The organism is Comamonas koreensis, from assembly GCF_021026195.1.
In the GTDB taxonomy this organism is placed as follows: Bacteria; Pseudomonadota; Gammaproteobacteria; order Burkholderiales; family Burkholderiaceae_C; genus Comamonas; species Comamonas koreensis.
In genome coordinates, this window is the sequence record NZ_JAJNCT010000004.1 from 22,868 (window position 1) to 38,966 (window position 16,099).

A 16,099-nucleotide genomic window follows, 5' to 3' on the forward strand; every position below is an offset into this window, starting at 1 on the left:
GGCCAGACAGGAATCCCCGATGAAAAACGTACTGCATGTCCAAGACGCACCCCGCCAGCACTGGGTTGGCGACGGCTTTCCTGTGCGTTCACTGTTTTCCTACCAGAGCCACGGCAAGGTATTGAGCCCCTTTTTGCTGCTCGATTTTGCCGGCCCCGCTGAATTTGCACCTGCCAGCGCACCGCGTGGCGTGGGCCAGCACCCGCACCGGGGCTTTGAGACCGTGACCATCGTCTATGACGGCGAGGTGGCGCACCGGGACTCTACCGGCCAGGGCGGCGAGATCGGTCCCGGCGATGTGCAATGGATGACGGCCGGCGCCGGCATTCTGCACGAGGAGTTCCATTCGCCAGCGTTCACCGCCAAGGGCGGCAAGCTGCGCATGCTGCAGCTCTGGGTCAACCTGCCTGCCAAGGACAAGGGCGCAGCCGCTGGCTACCAGGCCATCGTGCAATCGCAGATCCCTGCGGTGGCTTTGCCCGGTGGCGGCCAGCTGCGCGTGATTGCCGGCGACTACCAAGGTCAGCAAGGCCCCGCCAAGACCTTTACGCCGATGCATGTCTGGGATCTGCGCCTGGTGGCCGGTGAAAAGCTGGAGCTGGAGCTGCCCGAGGGCTGGAGCACCGCGCTGGCCATTGTGCAAGGCACCGTGCTGGTCAACGGCAAGGATGTGGCGCGCGAGGCGCAGCTGGTGGTGATGGCCCAGGAAGGCCGCAAGCTGAGCCTGGAGGCCAATGGCGATGTCGCCTTGCTGCTGATGAGTGGCGAGCCCATCGACGAGCCCATCGTTGGCTACGGCCCCTTTGTGATGAACAGCCAGCAGGAGATCGTGCAGGCCGTCAATGACTTCAACAGCGGCAAGTTTGGCAGCATGCAGGCTTGATCGGCGGGTCTGAGCTGCGCTATTCGGGCTCTCGGTAGCGCATAAAAAAATGGACACCTCGGTGTCCATTTTTGCGGTGTAGTTCGCTGAAAAGGCGATGGCTTACCAGTTGGCCTTCATGCGGTCATAGACCCAGTCGCCAAAGCGGCGGTGCGCTTGGGGCGTGTAGTTCACCAGGTCGGAGAACAGGTACTGGTCCACCTTGGAGGCGTCCACCAGGGTGTCTGCGGTGCACAGCGACGAGTTGATCTGGTTGAGACCAATGTTCAGGCCATTGGTGGCATCTGCGGTGGTGCAGGCTGGATCGGTGCTGTTGGTGAAGCTGTAGCTGCCGGGGTTGCCGGTCATCGAGTTGAAGTAGAACTGCACGTCGGCGTACAGCACTTGCGTGCCCGACAGGCCAAACAAGGCGTTCAGCAGGCCGTTGTTGAAGGCGGTGGTCGCGGCTTCCAGCGTGTTGGAGGGCTTGGGATCGGCGCTGGGTTGCGCGTTGTCCAGCGTGGTGGCCCACAGGGTGCGGCCCAGGTTGGGCGTGCCCACGGTCAGCACACGGGGGGCACCAGCGCTATTGAGACGGCGCACCTGCGCTGCCATCTGCTGGCCGGCGGTGGTCATGTCAGCCAGGTACTGGTCGCGGGTCTTGGTGCCGGCGGCGTATTCGTTGTAGCCGGCAATCACGTCGCTCATGCCGCCGCTCATCAGCACAAATTGCTTGCTGCCGAAGGTCGGGTTGGCAGCCAGGTAGCTGTCGATCTGGGCGGTGATGGAGGGGGCATTGGTCACGCCGGTCGCATCGGCCTGGGACACGCGGGCATTGCCATAGGCGTAGGCGGTGCCGCCGTCCTTGGCTGCAGTCAGCGTCAGGTCATAGCGGTAGGCGATTTCACGCGTCCAGTTGTTGTAGCTGCCGTTGCTGACCGAGTAGGGACGGCCATTGGGGTTTTGGCCCAGGTCGGACATTGCATCACCAAAGGTGACGATGCTGTCGGGGCGAATCGCGTCCGCCGTTGAGCTCGATCCGCAGGCCGCCAGCATGGCCACCGAGGCACCAGCCACGGCGGTCAACACGGTACGGCGCATCCAATTTGCTGCCATGTGAGTTCTCCAGTAAGTAGAGCGTAGTGTAGCGAGGCTGATCCAGGCCACCAAGGTGATGAGGTAAAGAGAGGTAAAACGCCAGGGGCTAAGCGAATCAGCCCGCCGCCGCAGCGCGCTGCAGCCGGTCGCTGACGCCTTCCCAATCTGCCGAGTCCGGTGGGGTCTCGATCCAGATGAGCTTGGCACCCCAGTCGTCAAAGTCGCGCAGCAGGCCAAACAGCTCGCGGGCCGCAGCCAGCGGTGCACCGGGCATGGGCTGCAGGCGCAGATGCCGGCTGGCATTGCGCAGCGGGCTGCGGTGGTAGATGGCGATATGCCGCGCGTCGGCACCCAGCACATCGAGCGCCGATTGCAGTTGCTTGGCATCCATCAGCCTGACCTTGGCGCTGGGCGCGTAATGCGCGAGCAAGGTGCCCGAGGCGCGCGGGGTATCGGCCGTCAGCTCCTGCATCGACAGGGGGCGGGTGCCGCAGGCACGTTCGATGTCATCGCGCGTGATGGCGCCAGGGCGCAGCAGCACGGGCACGCCGCGCGTGCAGTCGACAATGGTCGACTCGATACCGATGTCGCAGGCGCCGCCATCGAGCACCAGCAGGTCATCGCCCAGCTCCGCCGCCACATGGGCGGCCGTGGTGGGGCTGACGCGGCCAAAGCGGTTGGCGCTGGGCGCCGAGACGCCCCAGACCGGTGGCTGGAGCTGCTGGCAGGCCCGCAGCACGGCTTGTGCCACCGGGTGCGAGGGGCAGCGCAGACCCACGCTGTCCTGCCCCGCCGTCGAGGCCACGGCTGCACCGGGCAGGCGCGGCAGGATCAGGGTGAGGGGGCCGGGCCAGAACGCATCGATGAGCTGCTGGGCAAACACCGGCACGGCCTTGGCATAGCGCTGCACACCAGCGGCATCGGCCACATGCACGATCAACGGGTGATCGGCAGGGCGGCCTTTGGCGCTGAAGATCTGCGCCACGGCGGCATCGTTGTCGCTGTCAGCGGCCAGGCCGTAGACCGTCTCGGTCGGCAGGCCGACGAGTTGCCCCGCCTGCAGCGCCAGGGCTGCAGCGTGCACCGAGGCCTCGAGCTTTCCATCCAGAATCACGTGTTGTCCTCTTAGAACGCGGCAATGCCCAGGATGGCAGCGGCCTTCAGGGCCGTCTCGCGCACCTGCTCGGGCGTGGCGGCCGTGATGTTCAGGTGGCCCATCTTGCGGCCAGGCTTGGCATCGACCTTGCCGTACAGGTGCAGGTGGCAGCCGGGCAGGGCCAGCACCTGGTCCCAGGCGGGGGTCTGCGCGCTGGCGCTGTCCTTGAACCACAGGTCGCCCAGCAGGTTCAGCATGATGGCGGCGCTGTGCTGGCGCGGTTGCACCAGCGGCAGGTTGGCCATGCAGCGCACCTGCAGCTCGAACTGCGACACATCCAGCGCGTTCTGGCTGTAGTGGCCGCTGTTGTGCGGGCGCGGGGCGATTTCGTTGACGACCAGCTGGCCGCTTTCGAGCACAAAGAACTCCACGCAGAGCACGCCGACATAGTCCAGGCCCTGGGCTACCGACTGGGCCGCGGCAATGGCCTGCTCGGCCTGCGCGGCGGGCAGGTTGCCGGCATAGACCTCGGTCACCGCCAGAATGCCTTCGCGGTGCAGGTTGCGCTGTACCGGCAGGTGCACGATATCGCCGTTGCGGCTGCGCGCGACGATGACCGAGCACTCATGCGCCAGCGGCAGCATCTTTTCGAGCACGCAGGCCACTTGCTTGAGCTCATTCCAGGCAGCGACCAGCTCTTCGCGGGTCTTGACGCGGATCTGGCCCTTGCCGTCATAGCCCATGCGCGCGGTTTTCAGGATGCCGGGCAGCAGCGCGTCATTGACGGCGGCCAGTTGCTCGGCGGTCTCGATGACGGCGTAGGGCGCGCAGGGCACGCCACACTTCACGAAATGGGCTTTTTCTGCGGCGCGGTCCTGGGCGATGGCCACGGAGGCACCTGCGGGCGAGACCGGCAGGCTCTGGGCCAGCTGGTTCAGCGCGGCGGCGGGCACATTCTCGAACTCGGTGGTCACCGCAGCACACAGGCGCGCCAGCTCGGCCAGGCCTTGCGGGTCTTCATAGCCGCTGCGCACATGGTGGTGGCTGACCAGACCGGCCGGGCTGGTGGCATCTGCATCCAGCACGGCAGTGAAATAACCCATCGACTGGGCGGCATGGGCAAACATGCGGCCCAGCTGGCCGCCGCCGAGTACGCCCAAGGTGGCGCCGGGCAAGATCACTTGGGCCTGGTGGTGCGCCTGGGCGCTGGGGCTGCTGGTGCTCATTCGTTCACCGGCAAGGTCATGTTGCGGGCCGCCTCGGTCTGCTCGGCGCGGAAGGCGTCGAGCTTGGCGCGCAGCGCAGGGTCTTCATTGGCCAGCATGGCCACGGCAAACAGGGCTGCATTGGCAGCGCCGGCCTGGCCGATGGCAAAGGTGGCCACCGGCACGCCCTTGGGCATCTGCACGATGGAGTGCAGCGAATCAACGCCTTGCAGGTGGCGGCTGGCCACCGGTACGCCCAGCACGGGCACCGGGGTTTTAGCGGCTATCATCCCAGGCAGGTGGGCTGCGCCCCCAGCGCCGGCGATGATGGCTTTGAGGCCCCGTTCTACGGCGCTCTCGGCAAAGCGGAACATGTCGTCGGGCATCCGGTGGGCCGAGACCACCTGGGCCTCAAAGGCAATACCGAATTGCTGGAGAATGGCAACTGCGTGCTGCATGGTCTCCCAGTCGCTGCTGGAGCCCATGACCACGCCAACTTGGATGGGTGTCATAGTGTGGGTTGGCGGGTGTCTAAGGGCAAGAATGCCGGCCCCGCGCCAGGATGGAACCCGCCATTTTACTTTTTGCAGTGAAGCTGCCTGATCAACACGGATTTTTAGCGACATGATCGACGTCACCATTGAGAATTTTGAAGCCGAAGTCATCCAGGCCTCCATGCAGGTGCCGGTCCTGGTGGACTTCTGGGCACCTTGGTGCGGACCCTGCAAAACCCTGGGCCCCATGCTGGATAAGCTGGAAGTCGACTACGGCGGCCGCTTCAAGCTGGCCAAGATCGATTCCGACCAGGAGCAGCAGCTGGCCGGCATGTTCGGCATCCGCTCGATCCCGACCTGTGTGCTGATGATCGGCGGCAAGCCGGTGGACGGCTTCATGGGTGCCCAGCCGGAGGGCAAGCTGCGCGAGTTTCTGGACAAGCACCTGCCCTCCGAGGCCGCGATGGCCGCCGAAGCGGGCGCCGACGAAGCCCAGCAACTGCTGGATAGCGGCGATGTGCAGGCCGCGCTGCAGATGCTGCAAGAATCGCTGGCGGCCGACCCCAGCAATGACGATGCCCGTTTTGACTATGCCCGCCTGCTGATCCAGACCGGCGCCGTGACCGAGGCCGAAGCCCAGATTGAGGAGCCGCTCAAGCGCATCCAGCAGCCGCTGCGCTTTGTGGCGCTCAAGGCCTGGGCCCAGGCGATCCGCTTTGTGCACGAGGACGACCGGGGCGATTGGCCGCTGGAACAGTTCGACGCGGCGATTGCCGCCAACAAGCGCGATTTTGACACCCGCTTTGCCAAGGCGCAGGCGCTGATGGCCGAAGGCCAGTGGACCGCCAGCATGGATGAGCTGCTGGAGATCATCATGCGCGACAAAACCTGGAACGACCAGGCCGCACGCAAGCTGTTTGTCGCCATTCTGGAGCTGCTCACTCCCCCCAAACCCAAGGCCAACGATGCCGTGCCCGGCACCACCGCTGGCGGCATTGCGCTGACCGGCAAGGCCAGCAAGCAGGAAGACGAAGTGGGCGCGCTGCTGAGCAGCTACCGCCGCCGCCTGAGCATGGCGCTGAACTGAGTCGCGGCGACGTTATCGTCGCGCTTCCTGTACAGTCAGACCCTACACCCCGTTGCAACTGCAAAACAGGGGTATCGTGGTTTGCACCTATACTGATAGCAGCAAAGCGGCGATGGGTGCGCGCAGGTGCCCATTTTGAGCGTCAATAGGCCCTAAATTACGGTCTTTGGCGCTTGGGGCGCATGGGGCGTGCCGCTACCGCAGGAGAATCAACACCATGGGATTGTGGCAAAAACTGTTTGGCTGGCTGAACCCTTCTGCGCCAACGGCTGCCCCCGCTGAAACCCCGAGCCCGCACCCCGCTGCGGCCACAGGCGCCGCGCCGCATGACCCCGTGCGCGGCACGCGCGAACCGGCGTTTGACCCGACAGCCGAGCTGGCAGCGCCCGTGGTTACTCCCAACGCTGGCGATGTGCCGGTAGCAGTTGCCGCTCAGCCTGCAGTTGAAGCCGCGCCCAGTCCCCAGGCCGATCTTTTCGAGGCCGCAGCCGCCCGCGACGCTGAAATCCCCCCCGCCATTGCCGATCCCGCCCTGCGCGAAGCGCTGTCTGCCTATGCCGGCATGGCCTGGGACCGCCAGCTTGATTTTGCCGAGAAGGTCGGCGACCGGGCCTGGTCGGCCGACACCGCCCAAGGCCTGATTGCCTTTGGCGATGACCTGCGCTTTCGCATGCAGGTGCTGGGCTCCTACTCCTTCCAATCGGGCACCTGGCTGTGGATCTGGGCCCATACCCAGGCCGAGGTGGCACCCGCCTTTACCGAAGTCGCACGCCAGCTGCAAGGCTTTGGCGCTGCGAAGAACCTGGAGCTCTTCACCCAGCCACGCACCGCGCTGCGCCAGGAAGACCTGCATGTAATCGGCCTGATCGCTGCAGGCGCCGACAACAGCGCCGGCTACTATCTGGGCAACTATGGCGAAGGCATCTTGCTGGCGCTGATCGATCCCGACCATGGCCTGCCCAGCACGGCGCCCAAGCCCGAGCGTGTGCCGACCGTCGTGTCACAGCTGATCAGCGATTTTGAGCTCGACCACCGCGTGCTGCTGCAGCACTACCTGCCCGCCAAGGGCTTCAGCGTGCAGGAGACCGGCTCACGCATCACCGGCCAGCACGGCGCAAACCGCATCGTTGCCGATCTGGACAGCCTGGGCCGCATCAGCGCCATCTCCGGCAGCCTCGGGCCGGTTTGATCAGAAGCGGTAGTCCAGCGTCTTGCCTGGAGTGCCAGCTGGCGCTACCTCGACACTCTGGCTGACTGCCTTGCCGCCATCGGCGCTGGCCTTGACGGTGTAGCGTCCGCTGTCCAGACGCAGCAGGCACACGGGGCCCTGGGCCTGGAACTGCGCGACTTCCGTGCCCTTCTCCGACTCGATCACGACCTGGATCTTCGCCAGATAGTCGCCTGTCTTGGTCGCAAACAGCAGAGACAGCGGATAGTCCTTCATCGCCGCGCGCATGGCTGTCGACTCGTCAATGCCAATGCCGCCGCAGACATACTGGACATCGCCAGCCTTCTGCAGCGCCGGTTGCTGGGCCTGCACCGCAGTGGCAGACAGCAGGGCGGCGCAAAGCAGGGCAGCGTTCAGTGTGGTGATGGGGTTTTTCAAGGCAATCCTTTGCAGTAGTGGCTCTGCCTTGACTGTGCGCCTGCGCCGCTGGGTTGCCTGTCAGCCAACGGCGGACATCGCAGTACGCAGCGGACGCGGCCTGCACCACACCCAGCCGTGCAGCCTAGAACCTGGGCAGGTCCGGATGCGACAGCTTGCCAGCGCGCACCAGCATCTTGCCGTACTCGGCGCAGCGGTTCAGGGTCGGGATCACCTTGCCCGGGTTGAGCGTTCCCTGCGGATCAAAGGCCGCTTTCAGGGCCAGCATCTGCGCGTTTTCCTCGGCCGAGAACTGCACGCACATGCTGTTGAGCTTTTCTACGCCCACGCCATGCTCGCCAGTCACCGTGCCGCCCATGGCAACGCTGGTCTCCAGAATGTCGGCGCCAAACAGCTCGCAGCGGTGCAGTTGGTCGGGGTCGTTGGCATCAAACAGGATCAGCGGGTGCAGATTGCCGTCGCCCGCATGGAACACATTGGCGCAGCGCAGCTGGTACTTTTTCTCCATCTGCTGGATGGCGAGCAGGATATCGGCCAGGCGCTTGCGCGGAATGGTCGAGTCCATGCACATGTAGTCCGGACTCATCCGGCCGCTGGCGGGGAAGGCGTTCTTGCGGCCGCTCCAGAAGCGCAGGCGCTCTTCTTCATCCTGGCTGATGCTGATCGCAGTGGCGCCGGCTGCGCGCAGCACCTGGCTCATGTGGGCGATCTCCTCGGCCACTTCTTCGGGCGTGCCATCGCTCTCGCAGAGCAAGATGGCCTCGGCGCTCAGGTCATAGCCGGCATGCACAAAGTCCTCGACGGCGGCGGTCATCGGCTTGTCCATCATCTCCAGCCCGGCCGGGATGATGCCGGCGGCAATCACCGCTGCCACCGCATCACCGGCCTTGCGCACATCGTCAAAGCTGGCCATGATGCAGCGCGCCAGCTGGGGTTTGGGCACCAGCTTGACGGTGATTTCGGTGGCCACGGCCAGCATGCCTTCGCTGCCGATCACGGCGGCCAGCAGGTCGTAACCCGGCACATCGAGCGCCTGGCTGCCAAACTCGATGGGCTCGCCTTCCACGGTGAAGCCCTTGATCTGCAGCACGTTGTGCACCGTCAAGCCGTATTTGAGGCAGTGCACCCCGCCCGAATTCTCGGCAATATTGCCGCCAATGGTGCAGGCGATCTGGCTCGATGGGTCGGGCGCGTAATAGAGGCCGTAGGGCGCCGCTGCATCGCTGATGGCCAGGTTGCGCACGCCGCATTGCACCACGGCCGTGCAGGCGGCCGGGTCAATGTGCAGGATCTGGTTGAAGCGGGCCATCGACAAGGTCACGCCCAGCGCAATCGGCAGCGCGCTGCCGGACAGGCCAGTACCGGCACCGCGCGCCACCACGGGTACCTGCAGCGCATGGCAGGCCTGCAGCACCGCCTGCACCTGGGCATAGGTCTCGGGCAGCGCCACCACCAGCGGGCGCTGGCGGTAGGCGGTCAGGCCATCGCATTCATAGGGGGTGGTGTCCTCGTCATGCCATAGCAGGCAGTCGTCGGGCAGCAGCTTGCGCAGGGCGGCCACGACTTCGCGCTGGCGTTCTGCGCGCTCGGTGGTGGCCGGTGGGGGCGTGGGGAGGTCAACCTGGCTCATGCCCACACTGTAGCAAGTTGCCAAGCCTTCCCAGGTCACCGGGGCAACCGCCTGCTGGCAGGCCCCGGTGCTGGATCAGCGGAAGATGACGGTCTTGTGGCCGTTCATCAGCACGCGGTGCTCGCTGTGCCACTTCACCGCGCGGGCCAGCACCTGGCTCTCGGTGTCCTGGCCACGGGCGGTCAGGTCTTCCACGGTGTCGGTGTGGTAGGCGCGGGCCACGTCCTGCTCGATGATCGGGCCTTCGTCGAGGTCGGCCGTCACATAGTGGGCGGTGGCGCCGATCAGCTTCACGCCCCGATCATGGGCCTGGTAGTAGGGCTTGGCACCCTTGAAGCTGGGCAAGAAGCTGTGGTGGATGTTGATCGCTCGGCCCGACAGCTTGCTGCACAGGTCGTTGGACAGCACCTGCATATAGCGCGCCAGCACAACCAGCTCGGCGCCTTCGGCCTCGATGATCTCGAACTGCTTGGCCTCGGCCTGGGCCTTGGTCGCTGCCGTCACCGGGATGTGGTGGAAGGGGATGTTGTAGCTGGCCGCCAGCTGGTAGAAGTCGCGGTGGTTGCTGACGATGGCGCGGATGTCGATCGGCAGCAAGCCTTCCTTCCAGCGGAACAGCAGGTCGTTGAGGCAGTGGCCCTGGCGGCTGACCATGATGACGGTCTTGATCTTTTCTTCGGCCGCATGCAGGCGCCAGTGCATCTCGAAAGGCTTGGCAAAAGCATCCAGATCCTCGCGCAGCTGGCTGGGGTCTCCTTCGCTGGCAAAGCGCACGCGCATGAAAAACAGGCCAGTGGCCGGATCGTTGAACTGGGCGGCTTCTTCAATATTGCTGCCGTGCTCCAGCAGAAATCCGGATACCGCGTGGACCAGTCCCCGGCGATCAGGGCACGAGAGAGTGAGGATGTAAGCGTTGGTCATAACCTGCCATTGTCGCAGCCTTGGCTAAGGGAGTTCCCCAGTCGGGGTTTGGTGTTTTGACTGGGTAGAATTGAGTTGCGACTTTGTAAATAAACGTCAAGATTATAAATTTATTGTTCTGTCATCCAGCGGTCTTTCAGGCAGATTCCCGCCCCGGAAAACCGCTGCAAATCAAAGACATCGACCAGAACCCGTGCTGCTTCGGATGTGGCCATAAATAAGCGCTTCCTCGCTTCCCAGGCATTGGCAGCGCAGCATTTCGGCGCTCGGACCGAGCGGATATGCAGCCACACCACAAGGGTGGTTTCGTGGTTTCCATGTTCGGCAATTGGGGGTAGATTGGCACATGGTCTCCAAACCCAAGTGCGTTTGGATCGGCCTATCGATTTCACCAAACTGCCGCCCTGACCCTGGGCATGCCCGAGCCCCCATGCCCCGCCGCATGGCGCCGGGGTGCGGGTCGTCTGGCGCCAGTGCTGCCCCAGTGGCAGCCCATCGCCGCGATCTGCTTGCATACGACCGTTTTTTTGAGGATTTAACAGATGAAACGCGACCACATCACCCCATCTCCCCAGGCCCTGGCTGCCCAGGCACCGCAGGCCATCAGCCTGGATGTGCTCAAGGAGAAGTACTTCAAGGGTGATGAGTCCAGTATCGAGGACCTGTACAGCCGCGTCGCACGCGCGCTGGCCTCGGTGGAAAAGCCCGAGCTGCAGGCCGAATGGGAAGCCAAGTTCTACGCCAACCTGCATGCCGGTGCGATTGGCGCGGGCCGCATCATGTCGGCCGCGGGTACCGACATCCAGGCCACCTTGATCAACTGCTTTGTGCAGCCGGTGGGCGACTGCATCCAGGGCTTTGACGATGAAGGCTATCCCGGCATTTACGAGGCGCTGCGCGAGGCCGCAGAGACCATGCGGCGCGGTGGTGGCGTGGGTTATGACTTCTCGCGCATCCGCCCCCGGGGGGCGGAGGTCAAGGGCACGGCTTCGATGGCCTCGGGCCCTTGCAGCTATATCAATGTGTTTGACCAGAGCTGCTCCACGGTGGAATCGGCCGGCGCACGCCGGGGCGCGCAAATGGGTGTGCTGCGCATCGACCACCCCGATGTGATGGAGTTCATCACCGCCAAGCGCACGCCAGGCCGCTGGAACAACTTCAATGTGTCGGTGGGCGTGCCCGATGCCTTCATGCAGGCGGTGGTGGACGATGCCGACTGGCAGCTGGTACACAGCGGCAAGCCCAATGCCAAGCTGCGCGCCGAAGGCGCTGTGCAGCGCGAGGACGGCAAGTGGATCTACAAGACCGTGCGTGCCCGGGCGATGTGGGACACGATCATGACCTCGACCTATGATTTCGCGGAGCCGGGCATCCTGTTCCTCGACCATATCAACGACGACAACAACCTGCGTTACTGCGAGCGCATTGCCGCCACCAACCCGTGTGGCGAGCAGCCGCTGCCGTCGTATGGCTGCTGCGATCTGGGCCCCATCATCCTGACCCGCTTTGTGCGCAACCCCTTTGGATTTGGCGGGCTGCCGAGCTTTGATTTCGAGAGCTTCGAGCAGGTGGTGGCCACCCAGGTGCGCGCGCTCGACAACGTGCTGGATGCTACCTTCTGGCCGCTGGAGCAGCAGCGTGAGGAATCGGCCGCCAAGCGCCGTATCGGCGTGGGCTTTACCGGCATGGGCAATGCCTTGACGATGCTGACCCTGCGCTACTCCGACCAGGAAGGCCGCGACATGGCCAAGCGTATTGCCGAATGCATGCGCGATGCCTCCTACCGCGCCTCGGTCGGCCTGGCCCAGGAGAAGGGCGCTTTCCCCAAGTTCGATGCCAAGGGCTATCTGGCCAAGGGCACCTTTGCCAGCCGCTTGCCCCAGGACATCCAGGACGACATCAAAAAGCACGGTATTCGCAACAGCCACCTGCTGTCGATTGCGCCCACCGGCACCGTCTCGCTGGCCTTTGCCGACAATGCCTCCAACGGCATCGAGCCGGCTTTCTCCTGGACCTACACCCGCAACAAACGCGAGGCCGATGGCAGCAAGAGCCAGTACCAGGTCGAAGACCACAGCTGGCGCCTGTACCGCGAGCTGGGCGGCGATGTGGAGCAGCTGCCTGCCTACTTTGTCTCGGCGCTGGAGATGTCGGCCACCGAGCACCTGGCGATGATGGAGACCGTGCAGCCCTATGTGGACACCGCCATCTCCAAGACGGTGAACATCCCCGCCGACTACCCCTATGAGGACTTCAAGAACCTCTACCTGCAGGCCTGGCGCGGCAACCTGAAGGGCCTGGCCACCTACCGCCCCAACAGCATTCTGGGTGCGGTGCTGGAGACCACGCCCGCTGCCAAGCCCGAGGCAGCCGCTGCTGACAAGGCCCCCGCAGCTGCCGTGGTGGACCCGATGAAACTGGTGATCGAGCGCCGCCCCGAGGGCGAGCTCAGCGCCGTGGCCGACAAGGTCGAGTACTGGACGCAGGAAGGCCAGCAGCGCCTCTACATCATCGTCTCCTTCCTGCCGGTGCCCAGCGCCGATGGCAAGAGCATGGTGGACCGCGCGGTGGAGTTCTTCATGCCCGTGGGCCAGAGCGGCGAGTCGCAGCAGTGGATCACCTCCAGCATGCGCCTGCTGTCGCTGGCCGCGCGCGGTGGGTTCCTGGAGCGTGCGCTGGCCGACATGCGCAAGGTCGCCTGGGACCGGGGCCCCGTGCGCCTGGGCACCTACCAGCGTGCCGATGGCACCCATGTGCCGATGTGGCATGACTCGGAAGTGGCCGCCATCGCCTATGCGGTGCAGCAGATCCTGGAGCGCCGCCGCCAGCAGAACCTGCCGGGCATCAGCAGCCCCACCCTGACCCCTGCGGTGTCCGCACCAGTGGTGAGCCAGGGCCTGCAGACCATGGCCGGCAAAAAATGCAACGAGTGCGGCGCCCATGCAGTGATCCGCAAGGATGGCTGCGAGTACTGCACCGCCTGCGGCGCTGTCGGTGCCTGCGGTTAATGCTGCGCTGGCGCTGAACCCGGCCTTCAGCCGTTAAGAAAAACAGACGCCCGTGTCGCAAGACCGGGCGTTCGTGTTTTTCAGGGCCTCTCAGACCAGCATCAGCGCTTGGGCACCTTGGGCAGCAGGATGGCCACCATGCCCAGCAGTGGCAGGTAGGCGGCCATCGCATAGACATGCTCGATACCGCTGCGGTCGGCGATCATGCCCAGCACGGCAGCGCCCAGGCCGCCCATGCCAAAGGCCAGGCCAAAGAACAGGCCCGAGACCATGCCGATCTTGCCGGGAATCAGCTCCTGGGCGTAGACCAGGATGGCCGAGAACGCGGAAGACAGCACCAGGCCGATGATGATGGTGAGCACTACCGTCCAGGCCAGGTTGGCGTGGGGGAGGACCAGTGCGAACGGCGCCACGCCCAGGATCGAGGCCCAGATGACGGGCTTGCGGCCAATGCGGTCGCCTATCGGCCCGCCCACCACGGTGCCCACCGCCGAGGCCAGCAGGAAGACAAACAGCAGCAGCTGCGCGTTTTGCACGCCCACGCCAAAGTGCTCCATCAGGTAGAAGGTGTAGTAGCTCGACAGGCTGGCAATGTAGAAGTACTTGGAGAAGATCAGCACCAGCAGCACGGCGATCGCGCCCAGCACCTGCGAGCGCGGCAGGCCAGTGGCAACCGGGGTGCGCATGCCCTTGGCCGCACGGTGCTGCAGCGCATACCAGCGGCTCACCCAGGTCAGCAGTGCAATGCCACCCAGCGCCGCCAGGCCAAACCAGGCAATGCTTTGCTGGCCAAAGGGCACGATCACTGCCGCCGCCAGCAGCGGGCCCAGTGCCGTGCCGGTGTTGCCACCCACCTGGAACAGCGACTGCGCCATGCCATGCTTGCCGCCCGAGGCCATGCGGGCCACGCGCGAGGATTCGGGGTGGAAGATCGACGAGCCGGTGCCCACCAGGGCGGCGGCCACCAGCACCGTGCTGTAGTTGGGCGCAAAGGCCAGCAGTAGCAGGCCGCCCAGCGTAAAGCACATGCCCAGCGGTAACGAATAGGGCGTGCTGCGCTTGTCGGTGTAGAGGCCCACCAGCGGCTGCAGCAGCGACGCGGTGACCTGGTAGACCAAGGTGATGAAGCCAATCTGGCTGAAGCTGAGCTGGAAGTTGCCCTGCAGGATGGGGTAGAGCGCCAGGATCAGCGACTGCATCATGTCGTTGACCATGTGGGCGGTGCTGATGGCACCCAGCACGCCAAAGGCGGTGCGGGGCGGGGCAGCAGGGCGCTGCGCGGGATGGACGGCGAGGGTGGAGTTCATGGCGGCATGGCCTGTGCGGTTCAACAGAAAGCAGCCATGCTAGGGCCGGCTCATTTGCCTGTCTTGCGCATTTTGGGATAAAGTCTTCGCAAAACGGACATTCGATGCCTTATTACTTCCAGACCCTGGAGGAGATGGAGCGCAGCCCTGTGCCCATCGCCTGCCATGCCACCGACTATGCGCCCGGCAGCAGCACCGGGACGCACCGCCACCCTTTTCACCACCAATTGATCTATGCCGTGCACGGCGTGATGCTGGTCGCCTCCGACGGGGGGCAGTGGATCGTGCCGCCCACAAGAGGCATCTGGATGCCGGCGGGCACTGAGCACCAGGTGCGCCATATCGGCGAGGTGCGCATGCGCAGCCTGTTTGTGCGCCCCCATGCTGCCCCCAGCCTGGCCGAGCAGGCCCAGGTGGTGGGCATCTCGCCGCTGCTGCGCGAGCTGATCCATGCGGCGATGCAGATCAACATCCCCTACGAGGCTGATTCACGCGATGGCCGCCTGATGCGGCTGCTGCTCGATGAACTGCAGGTGCTGCCCGTTCTGCCCATGCACCTGCCCAGCCCCGCCGACCCGCGCCTGCAGCGCATCTGCAGCCATATCCAGCGCAAGCCCGAAGACCAGGCCACTTTGGACGACTGGGCGCGTTATTTCGAGGTGGACCCCAAGACCTTGCAGCGCCTCTTTCTGCGCGATACCGGCATGGGCTTTGCCCGCTGGCGCCAGCAGGCCCGGCTGCTGCAGGCGCTGGAGCGGCTGGCCCAGGGCCAGAGGGTGATCGACGTCGCGCTGGCGCTGGGCTATGACAGCCCGGGCGCCTTTGCCACGATGTTCAGGCGCCAGTTTGGCCAGACGCCCTCGGGGTTCTTCCGCTGATCAGGCGGCAGGGGCAGGGCACTGCGCAAACACCTCCTTGGCCACAAACAGCCCATTGAGCGCAGCCGGAAACCCGGCATAGACGGCCATCTGCATGATGGTCTCGACCACTTCCTGCTGGCTGCAGCCCACATTCAGTGCCGCCTGGATATGTACCTTCAGCTGTGGTGCCGCATGGCCCATCGCGGTGAGGGCGGCCACCGTTGCAATCTCGCGGCTTTTAAGGTCCAGCCCGGGGCGGCTGTAGATGTCGCCAAAGGGGAATTCAATCAGGTAATCCGCAAAGTCAGGTGCGATGGCGGCCAGGCTGGCCACCACCTGTTCGCCGGCGTGGCCGTCGATCTCGCGCAGCTTGTCCAGGCCTCGTTGGTAGCGGGTGGTTTCAGCCATGGTTGGGCTCCTTCTTGGGGGTGGCGTTTTTGTGGGGCTGCGCAGAGGCCGCGTCTTCCAGTGCCTGGTAGTGGGCAATCTTGTCTTGCAGCGCCTGGGCGGCTTGCTGCATCGCGGCGATTTCGGCCTGCACCTCGGCCAGATGCGTCTGCAGCATCTGGCGCCGCGCGGGCACGGTGGCATCGCCGCTGCTGCGCAGCTGGGCGAACAGGCGCATCTTCTGGATGGGCATGCGGGTGGTGCGCAGGCGCGTCAGAAAGGCGAGCCAGGCCAGGTCGGCTGCGGCATAGCGGCGTTGGCCGCCGGCTGCGCGCGTGACCGAGGCAATCAGGCCAATGCGTTCGTAATAGCGCAAGGTGTGGGCGCTCAGCCCGGTGCGTTGCGCTGCTTCTTCAATGCTGAGGGGTGGTTCCATGCAGGCATTGTCGAAGTTAGAGCGCACGCTAAGTCCAGCATCACTGACTGGTTTGGGCAAAAAAAAGCTGTTTGCGCCTGGAGGGCACGCAAACAGCTGGGA

Annotated in this window: 15 protein-coding genes; 5 read left to right on the forward strand and 10 right to left on the reverse strand. The window is 64.8% G+C overall.

Features of this window, described 5'->3' with window-relative positions; translation table 11 throughout:
* Window positions 1-19 precede the first annotated feature (19 nt).
* Window positions 20-883: a pirin family protein gene (locus LPW39_RS01765; RefSeq protein ID WP_230770822.1), complete on the forward strand. Its 864-nt coding sequence runs from the start codon at window positions 20-22 to the stop codon at window positions 881-883.
* Between the two features lie 102 nt (window positions 884-985).
* On the opposite strand, the gene LPW39_RS01770 is transcribed toward LPW39_RS01765, so the two are convergent.
* The 4 genes from LPW39_RS01770 to purE all read right to left on the reverse strand — a co-directional run bounded on the left by LPW39_RS01770 (window position 986) and on the right by purE (window position 4,773).
* Complete coding sequence (locus LPW39_RS01770; RefSeq protein WP_230770824.1) at window positions 986-1,978, reverse strand: SGNH/GDSL hydrolase family protein; 993 nt, start codon at window positions 1,976-1,978, stop codon at window positions 986-988.
* A 97-nt stretch (window positions 1,979-2,075) separates the two neighbouring features.
* A complete protein-coding gene (locus LPW39_RS01775; protein ID WP_230770826.1) occupies window positions 2,076-3,074 on the reverse strand; it encodes an L-threonylcarbamoyladenylate synthase in 999 nt (332 codons plus the stop codon).
* An 11-nt stretch (window positions 3,075-3,085) separates the two neighbouring features.
* Window positions 3,086-4,282, reverse strand: a complete 1,197-nt coding sequence (locus LPW39_RS01780) for a 5-(carboxyamino)imidazole ribonucleotide synthase (protein WP_230770828.1) — start codon at window positions 4,280-4,282, stop codon at window positions 3,086-3,088.
* Entirely contained in the window at window positions 4,279-4,773 is a 495-nt protein-coding gene (gene purE, locus LPW39_RS01785) for a 5-(carboxyamino)imidazole ribonucleotide mutase (protein WP_021027607.1), read from the reverse strand. Before purE ends, LPW39_RS01780 begins: the two co-directional genes overlap by 4 nt.
* A gap of 112 nt (window positions 4,774-4,885) precedes the next feature.
* On the opposite strand from purE, the gene trxA reads away from it, so the two are divergent.
* Window positions 4,886-5,842 carry a thioredoxin gene (trxA, locus tag LPW39_RS01790; RefSeq protein ID WP_230770830.1) on the forward strand — a complete coding sequence of 319 codons (957 nt, stop codon included), beginning with the start codon at window positions 4,886-4,888 and terminating at the stop codon, window positions 5,840-5,842.
* A 217-nt stretch (window positions 5,843-6,059) separates the two neighbouring features.
* A complete protein-coding gene (locus tag LPW39_RS01795) occupies window positions 6,060-7,031 on the forward strand; it encodes a DUF6882 domain-containing protein (protein ID WP_230770831.1) in 972 nt (323 codons plus the stop codon).
* On the opposite strand, the gene LPW39_RS01800 is transcribed toward LPW39_RS01795, so the two are convergent.
* The 3 genes from LPW39_RS01800 to purU all read right to left on the reverse strand — a co-directional run bounded on the left by LPW39_RS01800 (window position 7,032) and on the right by purU (window position 9,999).
* A complete protein-coding gene (locus LPW39_RS01800) occupies window positions 7,032-7,448 on the reverse strand; it encodes a carboxypeptidase regulatory-like domain-containing protein (protein ID WP_230770833.1) in 417 nt (138 codons plus the stop codon).
* A gap of 124 nt (window positions 7,449-7,572) precedes the next feature.
* On the reverse strand, window positions 7,573-9,078 hold the full coding sequence (locus LPW39_RS01805) for an FAD-linked oxidase C-terminal domain-containing protein (RefSeq protein WP_230770834.1): 1,506 nt from the start codon (window positions 9,076-9,078) through the stop codon (window positions 7,573-7,575).
* Between the two features lie 75 nt (window positions 9,079-9,153).
* Window positions 9,154-9,999, reverse strand: a complete 846-nt coding sequence (gene purU, locus LPW39_RS01810; RefSeq protein ID WP_230770836.1) for a formyltetrahydrofolate deformylase — start codon at window positions 9,997-9,999, stop codon at window positions 9,154-9,156.
* Between the two features lie 542 nt (window positions 10,000-10,541).
* Between purU and LPW39_RS01815 the strand changes: the two genes are divergently transcribed.
* Window positions 10,542-13,007, forward strand: coding sequence for an adenosylcobalamin-dependent ribonucleoside-diphosphate reductase (locus LPW39_RS01815; protein WP_230770838.1), 2,466 nt, complete (start codon window positions 10,542-10,544; stop codon window positions 13,005-13,007).
* A gap of 101 nt (window positions 13,008-13,108) precedes the next feature.
* Here LPW39_RS01815 and LPW39_RS01820 read toward each other — a convergent pair whose 3' ends face one another.
* Window positions 13,109-14,314 carry an MFS transporter gene (locus LPW39_RS01820; RefSeq protein WP_230770840.1) on the reverse strand — a complete coding sequence of 402 codons (1,206 nt, stop codon included), beginning with the start codon at window positions 14,312-14,314 and terminating at the stop codon, window positions 13,109-13,111.
* Window positions 14,315-14,418: 104 nt separating this feature from the next.
* Between LPW39_RS01820 and LPW39_RS01825 the strand changes: the two genes are divergently transcribed.
* Window positions 14,419-15,192 (forward strand): AraC family transcriptional regulator, encoded by a 774-nt coding sequence (locus LPW39_RS01825; protein WP_230770842.1) that lies wholly within the window; start codon window positions 14,419-14,421, stop codon window positions 15,190-15,192.
* On the opposite strand, the gene LPW39_RS01830 is transcribed toward LPW39_RS01825, so the two are convergent.
* Both LPW39_RS01830 and LPW39_RS01835 read right to left on the reverse strand, forming a co-directional pair.
* On the reverse strand, window positions 15,193-15,582 hold the full coding sequence (locus LPW39_RS01830; protein WP_230770844.1) for a carboxymuconolactone decarboxylase family protein: 390 nt from the start codon (window positions 15,580-15,582) through the stop codon (window positions 15,193-15,195).
* Complete coding sequence (locus tag LPW39_RS01835; protein WP_230770845.1) at window positions 15,575-15,997, reverse strand: MerR family transcriptional regulator; 423 nt, start codon at window positions 15,995-15,997, stop codon at window positions 15,575-15,577. The genes LPW39_RS01830 and LPW39_RS01835 overlap by 8 nt, the downstream gene beginning before the upstream one ends.
* Window positions 15,998-16,099: the final 102 nt, after the last annotated feature.

What these genes read in the sequence shown, in the direction of transcription:
- LPW39_RS01765 (WP_230770822.1), top strand. Translation starts at nt 20, where the DNA reads ATGAAAAACGTACTGCATGTCCAAGACGCACCCCGCCAGCACTGGGTT.
- LPW39_RS01770 (WP_230770824.1), bottom strand. Translation starts at nt 1,978, where the DNA reads ATGGCAGCAAATTGGATGCGCCGTACCGTGTTGACCGCCGTGGCTGGT.
- LPW39_RS01780 (WP_230770828.1), bottom strand. Translation starts at nt 4,282, where the DNA reads ATGAGCACCAGCAGCCCCAGCGCCCAGGCGCACCACCAGGCCCAAGTG.
- purE (WP_021027607.1), bottom strand. Translation starts at nt 4,773, where the DNA reads ATGACACCCATCCAAGTTGGCGTGGTCATGGGCTCCAGCAGCGACTGG.
- trxA (WP_230770830.1), top strand. Translation starts at nt 4,886, where the DNA reads ATGATCGACGTCACCATTGAGAATTTTGAAGCCGAAGTCATCCAGGCC.
- LPW39_RS01795 (WP_230770831.1), top strand. Translation starts at nt 6,060, where the DNA reads ATGGGATTGTGGCAAAAACTGTTTGGCTGGCTGAACCCTTCTGCGCCA.
- LPW39_RS01805 (WP_230770834.1), bottom strand. Translation starts at nt 9,078, where the DNA reads ATGAGCCAGGTTGACCTCCCCACGCCCCCACCGGCCACCACCGAGCGC.
- purU (WP_230770836.1), bottom strand. Translation starts at nt 9,999, where the DNA reads ATGACCAACGCTTACATCCTCACTCTCTCGTGCCCTGATCGCCGGGGA.
- LPW39_RS01815 (WP_230770838.1), top strand. Translation starts at nt 10,542, where the DNA reads ATGAAACGCGACCACATCACCCCATCTCCCCAGGCCCTGGCTGCCCAG.
- LPW39_RS01820 (WP_230770840.1), bottom strand. Translation starts at nt 14,314, where the DNA reads ATGAACTCCACCCTCGCCGTCCATCCCGCGCAGCGCCCTGCTGCCCCG.
- LPW39_RS01825 (WP_230770842.1), top strand. Translation starts at nt 14,419, where the DNA reads ATGCCTTATTACTTCCAGACCCTGGAGGAGATGGAGCGCAGCCCTGTG.
- LPW39_RS01830 (WP_230770844.1), bottom strand. Translation starts at nt 15,582, where the DNA reads ATGGCTGAAACCACCCGCTACCAACGAGGCCTGGACAAGCTGCGCGAG.
- LPW39_RS01835 (WP_230770845.1), bottom strand. Translation starts at nt 15,997, where the DNA reads ATGGAACCACCCCTCAGCATTGAAGAAGCAGCGCAACGCACCGGGCTG.